The 17,793-nt window shown below is 47.6% G+C and carries 13 protein-coding genes; 8 read left to right on the top strand and 5 right to left on the bottom strand.

Translation table 11 applies throughout. The features are described from left to right. Positions 1–38: 38 nt before the first annotated feature. Positions 39–1,874, top strand: a complete 1,836-nt coding sequence (locus MKY85_RS06910; protein ID WP_342572183.1) for an HSP90 family protein — start codon at positions 39–41, stop codon at positions 1,872–1,874. Next, positions 1,874–2,929, top strand: coding sequence for a hypothetical protein (locus MKY85_RS06915; RefSeq protein ID WP_342572184.1), 1,056 nt, complete (start codon positions 1,874–1,876; stop codon positions 2,927–2,929). Before MKY85_RS06910 ends, MKY85_RS06915 begins: the two co-directional genes overlap by 1 nt. Before the next feature lie 162 nt (positions 2,930–3,091). Here the strand turns inward: MKY85_RS06915 and MKY85_RS06920 are convergent, their stop codons facing one another. From MKY85_RS06920 to MKY85_RS06935, 4 genes are all read right to left on the bottom strand, one after another. After that, entirely contained in the window at positions 3,092–5,299 is a 2,208-nt protein-coding gene (locus tag MKY85_RS06920; protein WP_342572185.1) for a serine hydrolase, read from the bottom strand. A 51-nt stretch (positions 5,300–5,350) separates the two neighbouring features. Continuing rightward, complete coding sequence (locus MKY85_RS06925) at positions 5,351–6,121, bottom strand: DUF3169 family protein (protein WP_342572186.1); 771 nt, start codon at positions 6,119–6,121, stop codon at positions 5,351–5,353. A 1-nt stretch (position 6,122) separates the two neighbouring features. Beyond that, on the bottom strand, positions 6,123–6,332 hold the full coding sequence (locus tag MKY85_RS06930; protein ID WP_017690042.1) for a helix-turn-helix transcriptional regulator: 210 nt from the start codon (positions 6,330–6,332) through the stop codon (positions 6,123–6,125). A gap of 162 nt (positions 6,333–6,494) precedes the next feature. Beyond that, positions 6,495–7,790 (bottom strand): MFS transporter, encoded by a 1,296-nt coding sequence (locus MKY85_RS06935; protein ID WP_342572187.1) that lies wholly within the window; start codon positions 7,788–7,790, stop codon positions 6,495–6,497. Between the two features lie 129 nt (positions 7,791–7,919). On the opposite strand from MKY85_RS06935, the gene MKY85_RS06940 reads away from it, so the two are divergent. Then, entirely contained in the window at positions 7,920–9,806 is a 1,887-nt protein-coding gene (locus MKY85_RS06940; RefSeq protein ID WP_342572188.1) for an ABC transporter substrate-binding protein, read from the top strand. A gap of 54 nt (positions 9,807–9,860) precedes the next feature. Here MKY85_RS06940 and MKY85_RS06945 read toward each other — a convergent pair whose 3' ends face one another. Beyond that, positions 9,861–11,354 (bottom strand): serine hydrolase, encoded by a 1,494-nt coding sequence (locus MKY85_RS06945; RefSeq protein WP_342572189.1) that lies wholly within the window; start codon positions 11,352–11,354, stop codon positions 9,861–9,863. Between the two features lie 248 nt (positions 11,355–11,602). On the opposite strand from MKY85_RS06945, the gene MKY85_RS06950 reads away from it, so the two are divergent. From MKY85_RS06950 to MKY85_RS06970, 5 genes are all read left to right on the top strand, one after another. Further along, positions 11,603–12,802, top strand: coding sequence for a DUF4367 domain-containing protein (locus MKY85_RS06950; protein WP_339240365.1), 1,200 nt, complete (start codon positions 11,603–11,605; stop codon positions 12,800–12,802). 393 nt (positions 12,803–13,195) lie between these two features. Next, a complete protein-coding gene (alr, locus tag MKY85_RS06955) occupies positions 13,196–14,383 on the top strand; it encodes an alanine racemase (RefSeq protein ID WP_342572190.1) in 1,188 nt (395 codons plus the stop codon). 260 nt (positions 14,384–14,643) lie between these two features. Beyond that, a complete protein-coding gene (locus MKY85_RS06960) occupies positions 14,644–14,925 on the top strand; it encodes a ribbon-helix-helix protein, CopG family (RefSeq protein WP_017690037.1) in 282 nt (93 codons plus the stop codon). A gap of 3 nt (positions 14,926–14,928) precedes the next feature. Beyond that, entirely contained in the window at positions 14,929–15,279 is a 351-nt protein-coding gene (locus MKY85_RS06965; RefSeq protein ID WP_024630714.1) for a type II toxin-antitoxin system PemK/MazF family toxin, read from the top strand. Between the two features lie 234 nt (positions 15,280–15,513). Next, positions 15,514–17,703 (top strand): alpha-galactosidase, encoded by a 2,190-nt coding sequence (locus MKY85_RS06970; protein WP_342572191.1) that lies wholly within the window; start codon positions 15,514–15,516, stop codon positions 17,701–17,703. The last annotated feature ends 90 nt before the right edge of the window (positions 17,704–17,793 follow it).

Raw genomic sequence — 17,793 nt, forward strand, 5'->3', positions numbered from 1 at the left:
CATATAGTGTTCTGGACGTAGAGGAAGGTGAGTGACTCATGGCAGCATCCAATGAATATCGTTTTCAAGTGAACCTGAGCGGGATGATTCAGATTTTATCCAACCATCTATATAGTAGTCCCAAGGTGTTCTTGCGTGAACTTATGCAAAATGCAACAGATGCGATCACGGCACGCAAGGAAGTGGAGCCGGGATATCAGGGCGAAGCAAGGATTGAGCTGACAGGAACCGGTGATCAATTGACGATGATGGTGGAGGACAACGGAGTTGGCCTGACCGAAGCGGATATCCACGAGTTTCTGGCGATGATTGGACAATCCTCGAAGCGGGGGCAGCAGGCACTGCTGGATGGCGAGACATCGTTTATTGGGCGTTTCGGTATTGGTCTGCTCAGCTGTTTCATGGTAAGTCATGAGATCGTTATGCTGACTCAATCGATTAAGGGTGGTCCCTCGATGGAGTGGAGAGGTAAGCCGGATGGTACATATACGATTAGACAATTGGACACACAGTTGTCTCCCGGAACGAAAGTATATCTGCGTTGTACACCGGATGCAGCACATTATTTTGAAGCGGAGTATGTGAAAGAAGCTTTATTTTACTACGGCGCTCTGCTTCCTTATCCAGTCACGTTGATACATGATGGGGTGCAGTCTGTTGTCAATCAGGATTCTCCGATCTGGCTAACACGCCCAGAGCTTGCCCGTTCTTGCCGAGCGGAAGTGCTTGCTTTTGGTGAACGTCTGCTTGGGGAGAAGTTTCAGGATTTCATCACGCTGACAACGGCTACGGGCCGTACGGGAGGCATTGCGTATGTGCTGCCGCATGCAGTGAATCTGAATGCCAAGCGTTCTCACCGAGTGTACCTGAAGCGAATGCTGATCTCGGAGAAAGCCGAGAACATTTTGCCGGAGTGGGCGTTCTTCGTGAAATGTCTGATCTGGACCGATGAGCTTCAACCGACGGCGTCAAGAGAACATTTCTATGAAAATGAAAAACTGGAAGAAGTGCGCTCCGAGCTTGGAGACGCTCTGCGTACGGGGCTGGCTGACATGGCTGAGAATCAGACCGAACGCTTGCAGAAGCTGATTCGTCTGCATGCTCTTTCGATGAAGGCGTTGGCTGTTCAGGATCAGGCGTTCTACGCGATGATTCACCGCTGGCTGCCTTTTGAGACGACGAGAGGACACCGGGAACTGGGTGAACTGATTGATGAAGGGGATACGCTGTATTATACCGGCTCCATTGATGAATATCGTCAGATACACCATGTGGCTTCAGCACAGTCCATGCTGGTCGTCAACGCAGGTTATATCTACGATAAAGAACTGATGGCGATGCTGCCTGTCATACTGAACCATGTACAGACCGAGCGAATTGAGCCAGATCAAGTATCGATGACATTCACGGATGTTGCACCGGCTGAACGTAACCAGTACTATGATGCGCTACGGTTGGCAGATTCGGCATTACAACGTTTCCGCTGCCGGGCTGAAGTGAAAGGTTTCAAGCCATCGGATCTGCCGGTGTTGTTTACCCTTTCGCAGGAATCATCCACGCTGCGTGCGTTGGAAAAAGCAAGCGAAGAGAGCACTGACTTATTCTCCTCTGTTCTCGGTTCGTTGTCGGCAGGCATTAATTCGGCAGGGTACTCGACGTTGTATCTGAATGTAAACAATCCCATCATTAAACGGGTGCTGACTTCACCGGATAATCAGATGACACCGATTGCTATAGAAATGTTGTATGTCAACGCACTGATGATGGGCCATTACGCCATGAACAAGCAGGAACTTGAAGTATTGAACCAGGGAATTGTACGGTTTATTGATTGGGGTTTACGCGCAAATATGAATCATGAGGGAGATGCCTGATGAAGACAGAGATGGATTTTGAAGATTTGATGGAAGAGGCCTATCAACTGCCTAGTGGTCCTGCGAAGCTCGGTTTTTTGGAGGAAGCAGCGCGGGTAGCCGATGTCAATGGTATGGTTGAGGAGGCGTACGAAGCACGCTCCGAGATTGTGGATGTAGCCACCTTCTGTGGATATCCGATGAAAGCTTTGATCGCTTTTTCCTGGCAACTGGGCAAGTTCGATCAGCAACCAGAGCTGTATGATGAAGAGACGTTATTGTGGTCATATAAATGGATTCTCGGTAAAATGCCCGATTTCCCTGAAATCTCACGCGAGAAGATTATGGAGCTGTTGGAGGACTTCGGAGCACGGTTCAAGTCTTATGGTTACAGTGAGCGTTCTTACTGGTACTATCGTTTCCGCATCTTTATGGATTTTGGAGAGCTGGAGGAATCAGGGCGCAGTTATGACAAGTTCAGAGCATTGGACCGCGACTTCATGAGTGACTGTGAGGCATGTGAGCAGGATGAGATTATGCGTTATTTTATGCTAAAAGGAGACGACGAGAAGGTGCTGGAATTGGCCAAGCCTATTCTCAAAGGACGCATGAGCTGTGCGGAGATTCCGCATCTAACGTTGTCGGAAATTCTGATGCCGCTATATCGTCTGGGGCGGACGGAGGAAGCCGATAAATATCAGGTCAAGGGATACCGCTTGATCAAGGGTGAGAACGATTTTGTGCAGAGTTTTTCCGAGCAGATGGAGTATCTCACACTTACGAATCCGGCCAAAGGCATTGATGTCCTCGAAGAAACACTGGTACTCGCAGCCGATCATGAAGATGCATATGCCAAAATGTTGTATTATGCGAAGGCAGCCCCGTTATTGCGGCGTTGGGCTGAAGAAAAAGAGTCGGATGGGTATCGCATGCGCTTGCCAGCATCCTTCCCGTATGAAGGCGATCCCGGCGACTTGCTCAAGTTGGCTGATTACTTTGCGGAGCATGCTCAGACCGTTGCAGCCAAGTTTGATCAGCGTAACGGAAACACACATGTATCCTCGTTGATCGCATAGAGACGGTTATTACTCCGTAACATATAATAAATTTACTAGTAGCGATAACGTAAGAAAAGTAACGAAACAGGCTTGTTCAAGAAGGTTTATATCCTTCTGAACAAGCCTGTTTTTCTCATTTATAAGCATGATAAATCTTATCAATATGGAGATACTTTGTTTTTATTGTGCCGATACTTCAGAAGGGACCGTCGCTGGTGAAGGAACCGGTGCAATTTCTGATGTATCTTCTGCAGGCTCTGCTCCTTCAGCAGGTTCGGCTTGCGGCTGCTGAGCAGCCATTAACTCAGCGACGATGCGATCTGTCGGCTGTGTGATTAAAGCATACATGATAGCAGCCTCTTCTTGACGAATCAGAGGTTTGCGAGAAAGAAGATCAATGGAACCATCCTCCATCACCTTCGCCTCAGGTCCATGGATACCAAGCTTCGCCATCATCTGAACAGCAGGTACAGCCCAGGGATCTGTGTGCCCCGCAAGTTTCACATCATTGAAAAGTTCGCTAGGATATTGCAATTGCATAATTCTCCACATCATGACCATGGCTTCCTGTCGGATAATCACTTGATCCGGCTTAAACTGCTGTTCGTTCGTGCCCGTAATCATACCCAATTCATATCCAAGTTGAATATATCCGGCTGCTGCATGGTCTGCCCAGTCGGTGCCTGCAGGTGGCGTTGTTTTGCTGGGCTTCAATCCACTGAGTTTAAGCGTATTTTCAATGAATTCAGCTCGTGTTACAGCTGTCTTCGGTTGGAAAGACTTGTTGGCATCATTCTCATAATATCCAAGAGATTGTATTGCATAGATGGCTTCAGCATAAGGACTGTTCTCACGAACATCCCGGAAGCCCGCAGGCTTTTGTCCTTTTTTCTCATAACCCATAGGGTTGAGGTAAGGTTCTTTCAGGTAGGTGGTGCCATCTGCATTTTCTTTGAATGCTGTGAATTGACCGGTCAATTCGTCTTTGAAAAGATTATCTTCCACTTGAATCAGATTGCGTTGGCCCAGGAATACATCGTTAATGCTCAGATGTCCTGGCTTATCGTCGCCACCTTTCAGAGAACTTACAATCGTGCTAAGTCGAAGGTCTGCGTACAATCCGGTAAAGCGTTGCAGCTCAGCTACGGATTGTGGCGTGTAATCCTTGAACTGCACTGGCTCTGCATATTGCGGGAAGAAATTCTGGATGAATGCCGGGTAGAACAGATTACGAAGTGCTCCATTTTGATTATAGGTCAGGAAGACGCCTGTGTTTTGCTCAGGAATAAAAAATAGATAAGAGCTGAATCCTGTCAGGTCGCCTGCTTTGGTAATCACGCTCGAACTGCTTCCTGCCCCAGGAAGCTGAAACGGTGCTTCGAACCCGTAAGTGGTATCGGGCAGTAATGGATGAATGGAGGAACGGTACTGTTCCATGCTTTTCACTGTAGATTCCTTGAGAATACGTGTGTTGTCCTTCACGCCATCATTCAGGAACGCAATCATGAACTTCCCGATGTCCTCAGCGGTAGACAGCATGCCACCTTGAGGCATTGGTGATGGAGAGAGGGTATACAGATCAAGCGGGTTGTGTGCCGCATCATAGCCTACAGCAAGTTGCTTTTGGAATTTTTCGTCCAGTATGAAACTGCTGTTATTCATTCCTAGTGGTTTGAAGATATGCTGCTGCATATAGGATTCAAAGGGCTCTCCGCTAACATTCTCCACAATCATGCCGAGCAGCAAAAACGAGAAATTATCGTACATGTAGGCGCTGCCAGGCTCTCGAACGACGGGAGGCATGTGTTGCTGAGCGTAATCCTCCATCGTTATGTATTTGTCAAAATCAGTATGGATGTCTTCCTGCTGCGGATCACGGATCTCGAATCCGGTCGTGTGTGTGAGCAGGTTCTCCACAGTTACAGGTTTGTCAAAAGGATTATCGAATTCGAGCCCTTTTACATAGGTTTGAAAATCAGCTTGCAGGTCAACTTTGCCTTGCTCCGCCAGCTGCATCACGGCTGCTGCCGTGAATGTTTTGGAGACAGAGGCTACACGGAAGGCCGTATTTTTCGGATCAATAGGCGTTTTGTTCTCCTGATCAGCATAGCCGTATCCTTTTTCCGCCAGCACTTTACCATCCTTCACAACAACAACGGAGGCTCCAACATAATGAGCTTTTGCCTCAGCGGAATCAAAGAATGAGTCGAGAAATGCTGTAGCTGATTCGCCTGTCAGCGCTTTCGTTTTCCCCTGTTCAGCAGTTACTGGAGTCGCGGTCTCCGCCTGGACTGCGGGTACCCATAGACTAAGAGACAGAACAACAGCCATGAAAGCTCCGATTAGGGAGGTGAACCTGACGCGGGTCTTTCGTTTGGATAGATGCATGCAAACACTCCTTTTATGAAAATATTTACAAAATAGTTACTTATCCATGTATTACTGATTACTCGCACGATAGGTTTCACGATAATAGATTCCAATGTTGACAATCCAGATGACGGAGAGCATTACAATTGGGAATGGAGCAAAGCTAAAGAGGGCTGAATATAACACCATGGAGACCATGCCGATCCCAAGCAAAATGTTCATCATCAGGAAAGAACGATAGGCTGCACGGTATACGATCCATTTCTCACCTTCATCCAGTTTCTCGAAATGATCCCTCTTCATGTTGCGTGAATTCAGATCCAGTGCGCGATCAGGGAAATAGCGATTGTATCGCTTCACAGTCAGTGTTTGCAGTATAACGACGATGATAATAGAGATACACGCAGCAAAGAGATTCATGAGGTTAAACAGTTCGGGAAAATTCGGCATGTTTCTGTTGGAAGCGTTTAAGGACAGAGCAAGTGCGATCCAGGTAAACGCAACAATAACGCTCAATCCGCTGAGGATCATCGCTTTTCCGAGGGAACGCTCAGCGGGAGAGATGAGTGAGTCAGAATCTCCATACACCTCATCTTCCGTTGGAGGCACAGATGGCGTACGAACAAGACTGAGCGTGTTCCACAACATCATAACCACCACTGAAGCAGCCAGTAATGCAAATAAAAGATCATAGTCATAGTAAACGGACAACGTCCAATTCAAATTAGATGGAATTTTGTTGATTCCGCTGGCTCCGAGAAAACCGACTACAGCACCACCTGCCGCATACAACGGAAGACGCATCTTGTTCTTTTTGGACGGGGAAGTTGTTCTGTTCATCTTAATCTCCACCTTTCAATTCAAAGATTTTTTCTACAGGTTCACGAAAGACATGGGCTATTTTTAATGCCAGGACGACCGATGGGGAGTAATCTCCGCGTTCAATCAGGGCAATGGTTTGACGGGATGCGCCGATGAGTTTGGCTAATTCCGCTTGGGACAACCGGTCTCTGGCCCGTAACTCCCTAACATGATTGTGCAATTCTTCCACTTGCTCACCTCCATGAATAAAATGTACATGATATTTTACTAAATGTAAACTATAATATACAAAATGTTAATAATAATTTACTTGTATGCGTTGAGTTTGGACATGAAAAAGAGAGCCTGCCATGGCTCTCTTAGTGATTATGTTGTTGCCGAAAAAGTAATATCATGATGCCTCTGCACACGCCAGATGTTGATGCTGTTCCTCTGTCTTCCGAAGTGACATTCGGAAAAAGACGAGTGCTGCAAGCCCCATGAGTACATACAGAACAGCCATTACGTATGAGGGCAGGAAGGCTCCAATGGTTAACCCGATACTTCCGAGTAGTGCAGCCACGTTATAGCTCAACCCGTCAGCAGCCATGTAGGCAGCCCGGTCCGAATCTGGGATCATACCGGCTAGCATGACCTGACGAACAGGGGCGTACATCAATTCTCCAATGGTCAGCAATATAGCGGATGATATAAGTAGCCAAGCCCAGTTGCTGAAAGCAAGAACGGCGAAACCTGCGGTATACAGGCACATACCGACAGTCATGATCGCTCGGGACTGGAAGCGGCCCATCCATCTAGAGAATGGGATTGCAACCAATGCAACCAGTACAGTGTTGATGATCATAATCAGGCTGAACATACGCAGACCAGAGATATCTGAGCCGAACAGTTGGGCGGTGAATTCACTTTTTAGACGAACCGCAATATATTTATCCAACTGGAATTCCAGGGAAACGGCAAGGACCGTAGCCGTGAAAAATACCATGAAACGTTTGTCCTGAAAGACCGCCCGGTACGTTTTCAGTATGTTCCTCTGGATGGGAGCATTGGATTCCAATATTCTGGTGGATGGACCGGAATGATTGGATTGATCTCCATGATTGAGTGCGCGTTTTTCCATTGTTTCCCGAATCATAAAGACTAATATAAACAGCGTAACCATACTTTCCAGGCACACCAGACTGAATAATAAGAAACGAAATGATTCGAAAAATAGCCCGCCCAACAGTGCGCCAAAGGTTACAGCAACGTTTGTTGTCCAATATTGTAACCCATATACATAATGACGTTCATGTTCACTGCTCACGTCGACAATCATGGCATTCGCAATCGGCACTGTGATCCCTGAACTTAGACTGCTGAGCAGAAACATGAGACAAGTGACGATGATCGAATCCATCCACGGCGAGTTGGCAATAGCCAAACAAAGTAGAGCCACGACCTGCAAAGTTTGTGCAATCACCATTAATTTCTTCCGTCCTATTCGATCCGACCAATATCCTGCCCACAAACCCACAATCATGGAAGCCGCAATATTGACCGTTAGCAATAACCCTGCCACACCTGCGCCAATCTGAACACTCAGATAGATCGCCATGAATGGAATGATGGACTTCTGAGTCAGATCGGTGAAAAAATCTGTAATGATACGTATTCGGATGTTAGGGTGCAGATCGGCGTATTTCATAAATTGTTCTTCTTCCTTCCCACTGGTCATGTTGATGTTACTGAGTATAATGGAGGAAAACCTGAAGAAAAACTGTAGAAGCATCCGGGTGGATTTCGTATTTTAGAATGAGAAGAAGGAAGGGCATATATGGACGTATCAGAACATTACATTCAACTGCGGTTGAACTTCCCACATGTGCATGATGAACAAGAAGTACATACAACGGTAGGTGAACTCGCTGATCTTTTATGTTGCACCATGCGTAATATGAACCTCATTATGAACAAATTCAAGGAGAACGGATGGGTCAGGTGGAACCCACAGCGTGGCAGAGGCAAAAAATCGATGCTGTTATTTTGTGTCCCTTTGCTTACTGTGGCGCGTAAACGGTTCGACGATTTACTGAATGGCAACAGGATGGAGGATGCCTATGAACTGGCCGCCACCTTGCCAATTACGATGCGAGAACATTTGATGCAGCAAATGCAGACTCAATTCGGCCTGCTTTCGAATGAAGGAGACAGAGGCCGGGTGGATACATTGCGGATTCCGCAGAATACACCTTTTAAGACTCTCGACCCTACGCAGACGGGGATGTGGGGAGAAATATTCATTATTACAGAGGTCTTTGATCGTTTGGTTCGTTATAATGGGGAACGCCAAGTCTGCGAACCGAGTCTGGCTATGGCATGGGAGAGTGATGCGGATGGAAGGGAATGGACCTTTTATCTGCACAAAGGCATACCTTTTCATCATGGAAGGATCCTGGATGCAGAGGACGTCAAGTTTACCTTTGATCGAATTATCTCTAATAAGAGTAACCCGTGCAGGCCGCTGTTTGGTTCCATTGAGAGCATAGAGGCGTATGACCTGTTGACTGTACGTTTTGTGTTGAATAAGCCCAACTTCATGTTCCCGGATCTGATGAGCAGTATGTGTGCATCTATCCTGCCTAGAGATGTGGAGATGAACCCGCTTCATCCGATTGGAACAGGACCTTATCGATTGACTCGTCATGATTCGAAGCTGCTTGTACTTGAGGTATTTCCGGCCTATTTCAGAGGGCGTGCTTATGTAGATCGCGTTGAAGTATGGCAGCTTCCCCACTCGGCAAAGGCGGAGTCCATCATCAAGCATGATTTATTTCCGGATGCGGAGCCTCGTGCAGTGCAGCATGAGATACAGGGCGGTGTGTATATGACGTTTAATATGCAAAAGGAAGGGCCGCAGCATGATGTGAATTTTCGCCGGGCTGTTCAACAGTTATTGAATGCACATGAGCTGTCGGAAGCGCTCGGGAGCACAAACACACAGGCTGCTTACAGTTTGATTCGAGGACGAGTACAGGAACAGCAACCAACAGTGGGTGCGGATCAAGGGGAGTTATGGAAAAAGCAATCGGAACAATCGAATTTTTCTGTCACACCTATACCCGCACTTTCCGTGGAGACCTCACTGGCGCAGGCCGCGGCATTATTACGTCGTAGCTCATACCAAGGGCAGAGTTTAAGTCTATGGGTGGAAGAAGGAGAGAAGATGGAGGCAGACATGGTCTGGTTTGCAGAGAGATGTAAACAGATCGGCCTACATATCAACATTATGCCGGGAGATCCGGTCCATGCAGTCTATCAAGATGGGTTCAGGGACTGTGATCTGATCTATACAGGAGAAGTCTTCAATGATCATGTCATGCTGAGCCTCGTGACGATTTATACCTTCCGGAACACGTTATTCCTGATTGCGATGAATGATTACTGGAGACATGAACTGGAACAGGAATGCGGACGTGTGGTGATGATTCAAGAACCTGAGGAGCGGTTGGGAAGATTGATTCAGCTGGAAGATCGACTGATACAGGAGGCGCTGCTTCTGCCAACCTACAGCTTCAAGGAAGAACATGCCCATCATGATTCGCTGCGAGATTATCGTGTTGCGGGGTATGGTCTGCCTGATCTGCGCAGACTGTGGGTGAAAAGAAAGCCTGGTGCCGAGCAAGAGGATGCGAATTATCCGGTGTATATTCCGTTGTGGTAGGTATGGATACCTACCACAACGGAAATGAAGCAGATGTTCACCAGTTCAGATCATTTACGAAATTCTGTTGAATTCAATAGGCTTTGTACCCGGCTCAAGCAACAAAGGAATGGAGATGGATTGAGCAACTTCTGATGATTCGTTCAGGGTGAACGTATATGTGACCTTCAGACCGAATGTGACCAGTTCGACAGAGAACGTATCTTTTCCGGTGTATTCCATGGGCATTTCGAGGGCGTTAAAGGTTGCCTGCAACCCGTTCGTTGTTTCCTGAATAGACATCTCGCCATAACCAGGATGCGTGTAAATACCCACATAAGCGGTGAGAGCACGATCACAAGGTATGATGAGAGGTTCTTCCATTTTTTCCTCAGTGGCAGTGTCTGCTTGAATAGGTACTTCCAAAGGATTTTCCGGATTAGCCTCCGTTTCTTCTGATTCGTTCCCCATTAATTTGCTCAATTTGGAACTCCAATTGACGGGCTCAAGTCCAAGCAGTCGGTCCATGATATGAAAAGCAACCGTATACGGAACTATACTTCCGTTGGTATTGCTCAGAACCACGATTCCAATCTGCTCCTCTGGCAAAAAGGCAACTTGTGATGCAAAGCCATCAATAGCCCCACCATGATGAATCATGGCATGTCCACGATAAGGCTCAATCATCCAACCGAGACCATATGTACTCACAGGCAGCTCTTGGCTTATGAACGGCGAATCACTAGTCATCTGAGGACTATGCATAATCTTCATCTGTTCCTTAGAGATCAGTGACGCTCCTTCCCATTGACCTTGTTTCAATTGGAATTGAAGCCATGCGATCATATCGACTAGATTACTGTTAATGGAACCAGCAGGTCCTATGGCATCAATGACACGAAATGGTATTCTCGTATTCTGACCCTCTTTCTCTAGGTAAGGGTAAGCATAGTCTGACTGGAGTTGCATTTCTTCAACTGAGAACAGACTTGAGTTCATCCCGAGCGGATTAAATAGGGAATTTTGAACCATCTGCTCCCACGAAGTTTCATTGAGCTGTCCAACAAGGTAACCGGCTGTCATGTACATCAGGTTTTGATACTGCCATTTGTTACGGAAATCTTGATTTGGCTCCAGATACTGTAATGCGTGTACAAGTTCTTCTCTTGTACGTGGGGAGTTGTACCATACCAACTCATGCCTTGGAAGACCGGAACGATGACACAACATGTCGCGAATAGTTAGACGTTCTGTTGCGACCGGATCGAACATTTTGAAGTCTTTCATGTACGACTTCACGGGGGCATCCCAATCCAGTATTCCTTGATCAACCAGGAGAGCAGCGGTTGCTGCAGTAAAGGCTTTGGTACTTGAACCGATGGCAAACAACGTATTAGGGGTAACTTCAAGTTTGGATTCCAGGTCACGATAACCGTAGCCTTTTTGCCAGATGACCTCATCCTTATGGATCACAGCCACCGCTGTACCGACACCATTCCATAGTTGAAGTTGATCATCAATGAACTCATCCAGTCCTTCCAGTGATGTGCGAAGCTTTGTTCTTGTCATATCCTTCCCTCCCCATAGTCAATAAAACGAATAATTCCCTACAATTCACTATGCCTTTTCTGGATAAAGTTAACATCCTACCCGAGACTGATTTTGCGTAGCAATGCCGTATTAACCGACTTCACCGATTGCTTGTCAAACTAGTCCGCATATATCGAACAAGTCCCTCATAACATGTACTAATCAAGTAGGGGTTCTGCTGCAAGCACAATCCTGAAGTGAAAACATGTGCTAAAGGGGATGATGTCATGCGCCGAATATCATGGATGCTTGCCATGGTATTGGTCTTATCGGCCTTACTTGCCGCCTGCGGGAAGAAGGATGCGGCAGCTGTGGTCAAAGATCTGAACGAAGTCGTAGGAGAGATGGAAAGTTACCAGGGGGCAGGCGTGATGACGCTGCATACCGGAGATGCGCCGCAGCAGTACAAGGTCGAGGTGTGGCATCAGAAGCCTTCCTATTATCGTATTGCATTAACGAATGCCAAAAAGGATGTAACACAGATTGTACTGCGTAACGATGAAGGCGTGTTTGTTTTGACACCGAGCCAGAACAAAAGCTTCCGTTTTCAGAGCAATTGGCCGGATAATCAAGGACAGGTATATCTCTATGAAACATTGATTCGGAGCATTACGGGGGATACAACCCGCCAGTTTGCGGATGAGAAGGAGAGCTATGTATTTGATGTAGCTGCCAATTATAATACACATGCACTTGTCAGACAGAAGATCTGGCTGAACAAAAGTGATTATGCACCTAAACAGGTGGAGGTATCCGACTCCAATGCCAATGTTGTGGTCGATGTGAAATTTGACTCCTTCAAATTCGGGACTGAATTTGAGAAAGATGCCTTTGACATGCAACGTAACATGACAGCCGGTACTGAAGAAGGCGGCAAGACAGGAACCGACTCCGGTGTGACTCCTGTGGAGCAAACCGGTAATGAGGGCGGCAAAGAACCAGCCAATCCTCAGACTGCGCCTGAACCAGAAGGAGCTGTCACTGATGGACAGACGGGTGTGGGTGGGGACACAGAGCAGCAAGGTACAGAGGGGGCCGCAACAGGTCAGGAAGGCGAAGAGCCAACACTTGCTGAACCGGAAGGGGCAGACAGCTTCGGCGTGATTCAACCAACCTATGCACCGGAAGGCGTACAGCTCAAGGATGATCAGATCCTGGAAGAGGCAGGAGACTATTCGGTCATGCTTCGTTATGAAGGAACCTATAATTACACGATATTCGAAGCCAGACCTCAGGATCGAGCTGTATCGCTTGCTCCATCCAGTGTAGTGGATCTTGGATTCACATTGGGAATGATCAGCGGAGATGCATTGAAGACTCTGACATGGATGACAGATGGCATAGAATATCGGATCACCAGTGCAGACCTGCCTCAGAACGAAATGGTACGCATCGCAACATCAATGCAGGAAGAGTCAGGCAAATGATTTTTGCACAAAAGAACGAATAGTTGCATAAACATAAGGAATGCTAAGAAGCATCGGAGACCCGTTCTCCGGTGCTTTGTTTGATGAGAGACAGGTATTTATCTGGAACCATTTTTCCTGCTCCATCATCCAATAATGCAAAATGCGCTTCTATGCAGAGGGAACCGGGTAAATAATCGATATAAGCAGCTCTTTGATGGGGTGAAAAGTGAAATTATACCCTGTCAATCTCGCTTATCGGTCTTCTTCTGTATTCACATTGGTTCCTCAAACGGCGCGCCTTGCACCTGTTTTTGAATGTGAAACTTCGGTTCATTTGACAGTCACATGCAGGAGCATTACGATGGAGTCTGACGTGAGCCGGATTAAGATGATTAGAGAAGGTGACTTAACGTGCAAGGACAATATCGGCCGACCCAAGCGGACATCAATTTGGATCATTTGTGTACTAACGTAGAAGCTTTCCGCAAGGCATTGCCTCAGGGCATGAAATTCCTCGCCTGTGTGAAGGCCAATGCTTATGGGCACGGAGCGGTGGAGATGGCCAGAGAACTGGAACGAGTGGGTGTGGATTACTTAAGTGTTGCTTTTCTTGACGAAGCTCTGGAACTGCGACAACATGGGATTACGATTCCAATTCTGGTGTTGGGTTATACGCCGCCTGAAGGGATCGCTGCTGCATGGAAACATGATGTGACCATCACGCTGTTCAGCAGGGAAGTGCTTGACGCCATTCGACATTTGGATGCGAGCACATTCGCTAACAAACTGAAGGTTCATATTAAAATTGACAGCGGTATGGGCCGATTAGGTCTATTACCTGGCGATGAGGCATTGGCTTTCATCCAGGAAGTAGCTTCGCTTAATCAGGTGATGCTGGAAGGCATGTTTACCCATTTTGCCAGAGCGGATGAAGAAGACAAAACCTATACACTGGAGCAGTATCGACGGTTCCAAGGCGTGGTTCATGCGCTCAGGGATCAGGGATGTTCCATCCCGATTATACATACGGCGAACAGCGCCGCTGCCATTGATACACCTGAATTGTCTTATGATATGGTACGTGTGGGAATAAGCCTGTACGGACTGTATCCTTCGGCTGAGGTGAATCATCAGGTGGTGAAGCTGTCCCCGGTATTGACGCTGAAGACGAAAGCGGTTCTGGTCAAAACACTGCCACCCCATTGGGGGATCAGTTACGGAACCCGTTATTTTACGCAAGGGTACGAACGAATAGCGACCCTGCCAATCGGATATGCAGACGGATACTCAAGAATGCTGACAGGTAAAGCACAAGTGCTTGTACGCGGCAGCCGCGTCCCTGTCGTCGGTACAATCTGCATGGATCAGTGTATGGTGTCGTTACAATCTTTCGCAGAAGAAGCGGAAGAAATTCAAGTCGGCGAAGAGGTTGTCCTCATCGGTCATCAGTCTGGTGGTGTTATAACCGCAGACGAGGTGGCATCCCAGCTCGGTACGATTGCTTATGAAGTGATCTGCATGATGGCGCACCGCATTCCACGGGTATATACCCGTGGGGGAGCAGTAGTCGCCAAAATTAATCCACTTTTGACATCCTGACAGGTAAACTGGACGTCATTACCAATAAACTTTTTTTCAGAACAGAAGGAAAACTGTCGGAGCATCTCGAATGTTGTATGACAGTGAGGATTTAATTCCTGAATTGAGATGTTTGGTCTGTACGAATATTGTTCCCCGTGTTTATAATGGAGTACAGCATACTTGATATACTCGGGGCATATATATTCCTTTGTATAAAAGTTCTGGAAAAACGTAATACTGGTTCACAATGGCGAAAGGTTTGTGGGGGTGGAAGAAAGGTGGCCAACTTGCAGAACACCAAGCGGATCATGATCAGTTTACCTGATTATCTTTTGCAGGAAGTGGATGGCATCGTAGCGCTGGAGAATTCCAACCGCAGCGAATTGATTAGGCAGGCTATGAAGCTGTATTTAACGGAGCGTAAGAAACGTTACATCCGTGAAACGATGCAGCGAGGGTACATGGAGATGGCAAAAATTAATCTGACCATGGCATCCGAAGCCTTTCATGCGGAGGAAGATGCGGACAGCACTCTGGACCGCTTAGTTAGCGGGGTGTAGACATTGATCGTAAAACGTGGTGACGTTTTTTTTGCGGATCTTTCTCCCGTTGTCGGTTCCGAGCAAGGTGGAGTCAGGCCGGTTCTGGTGATCCAGAATGATATCGGCAACCGGTTTAGTCCAACTTGTATTGTGGCGGCTATCACCGCCCAGATCCAGAAGGCAAAGCTGCCAACGCATGTTGAAATTGATGCGGCGGCTCATGGCTTTGACCGGGACTCGGTTATTTTGCTCGAACAAATACGGACGATCGATAAGCAGAGGCTGACTGATAAGATTACCCATCTGGACGAGGAGACCATGAAATTGGTCAACGAAGCCTTGCAGATCAGCCTGGGATTAATCGATTTTTAGGCAGTAACCAGCGTTTTGTACGCTGCCCTGCTGTCCGTTGGCAATGGATGTTCCTGTAAGGGAACACACTGAATTCAGACTGTAACCAAAAGAGCGTATGACATCCTTCGGGCTGTTGTACGCTCTTTTGATTAAAGCTTGATGAAAGCGTAGAACATTGGCGATCTTTTCGCTATAATGAAACCTGAGAAACCGTTTACCCGAAAGACCTATATATAGAGGTGGAGGAGACATATGAGCATTTACATCAATCAGGAGAAACTTCAATTTCATTTACAGACCCGTGAGGCCAGTTACGTATTTCAGGTACTGCCTTCAGGATATTTGGTGCATTTGTATTATGGCAAAAAATTACGCGACACCGATCTGAGCTGGTTGCATGTACGGACAGAACGAGCGTCCTTTAGCCCTAACCCGGTGCCAGAGGATCGTACGATCTCCTTCGATACGTTGCCAGTGGAATTGCCAGTGTATGGCACAAGTGATTTCCGTAATCCGGCAATCCAATTGGAACTTGAGAATGGCTCAACGGTTTCGGAGTTTACGTATACAGGTCATCGATTGGTCAAAGGAAAGGCAGCACTTACCGGACTGCCAGCAACATACGTTGAATCCGATGACGAAGCAGAGACGTTGGTTATTGAGCTGGAAGACCGCGTCGCTGGTATCAAGATCGAGCTTTCTTATACAGCCTTTACGGCATTTAATGCAATTACACGCTCCATGCGTATCGTGAATGAGAGCGCTACCGCTGTGAATGTGGTGCGTGCGCTCAGTTCTTCTGTCGATTTCCCGCATGCGGATTATGAATTGTTGCAATTGTCAGGGGCTTGGACACGGGAACGTGATATCGTGCGCAGACCGCTTGCGTCAGGCCTGCAAGGCATCGAGAGTCGTCGCGGTTCAAGCAGTCACCAGCAAAATCCATTTATTGCGCTGATGACACCAGGTACGGATGAAGATCAAGGTGAAGTCTACGGATTCAGTCTCGTCTATAGTGGTAGCTTCACCGCACAGGCTGAAGTGGATCAGTTCCACACCACCCGTGTATCGCTTGGGATCAACCCGTTCGAGTTCAGCTGGAAGCTGGAGCCACAGGAAGCTTTCCAGACACCTGAGACCGTTATGGTGTATTCGGCTGCAGGTTTGGATGGCATGTCACAGTCCTACCACGAATTGTATCGGGAGCGTCTGGCACGCGGCAAATTCCGCAATGCGGAGCGCCCGGTACTGGTTAATAACTGGGAAGCGACTTACTTTGGTTTCAATGCGGACAAGATTGAACAGATTGCTCGCGCTGGGCAGAAGCTGGGTATTGAGCTGTTTGTTCTGGATGATGGTTGGTTTGGACACCGGGACAGTGATAACTCCTCGCTGGGTGACTGGATTGTCGATAAAAACAAATTGCCACAGGGGCTGGATGATCTGGCAAACCGCGTAACAGGTCTGGACATGCAGTTCGGACTGTGGTTTGAGCCTGAGATGATCTCACCAGACAGTGAGTTATATCGTGCGCATCCGGACTGGTGTCTTCATGTTCCTGACCGTCGCCGGACAGAAGGACGTCAACAATTGGTGCTCGACTTCTCTCGTCAGGATGTACGTGATGAGATCGTGCGCATGTTAACAGACGTACTTGGTTCTGCACCAATCACTTATGTGAAATGGGATATGAACCGCAATATGACGGAGGTGGGTTCCGCATTGCTTCCGGCAGACAGACAGCGTGAGACTGCGCACCGTTACATGCTTGGATTGTATGACGTTATGGAACGAATCACTTCGGCGTTCCCGAACATTCTGTTCGAGAGCTGTTCAGGTGGTGGTGGCCGCTTCGATCCAGGTATGCTCTATTACATGCCACAGACGTGGACAAGTGATAACACGGATGCGATATCCCGTCTGCGGATTCAATATGGTACCAGTCTTGTGTATCCGGTGAGCTCCATGGGATCGCATATCTCGGCGGTACCGAATCATCAGGTGAACCGGATCACTTCTCTTGAGATTCGGGGACATGTGGCGATGTCGGGCAACTTCGGGTATGAGCTGGACCTGACGAAATTCACGGAGGAAGAGAACGACATCGTGAAAGCCCAGGTTGAGCTGTACAAGGAGATCCGTGGAACGGTGCAATATGGAACGTTCCGTCGCTTGCTCAGTCCGTTTGAAGGCAATGAGACGGCGTGGATGTTTATTGCACCAGACGGAAGTGAAGCGGTTGTATTCTACTTCCGTGTGCTCTCCGAGCCTAATGCGCCTCTTCAGCGCCTGAAGCTGAAAGGATTGGACCCGAATGCGGATTATCGTCTGAAAGGCGGATCAGAGACCTTTACCGGCGATGCCTTGATGTATGGCGGTATTTCGGTAGGCAGTGCATCAGGAGACTATCTGAGCGAACTGTTCCGCTTTGAACGCGTCTAGATAAGTGAACTACAATTTATTTACACGGGTACTACGATGACAGAATAACCTTCCAATCACTGTTATCCCCAGATTTTTTGATTCCCTTTC

Source organism: Paenibacillus sp. FSL R5-0749 (genome assembly GCF_038595085.1).
GTDB lineage: Bacteria > Bacillota > Bacilli > Paenibacillales > Paenibacillaceae > Paenibacillus.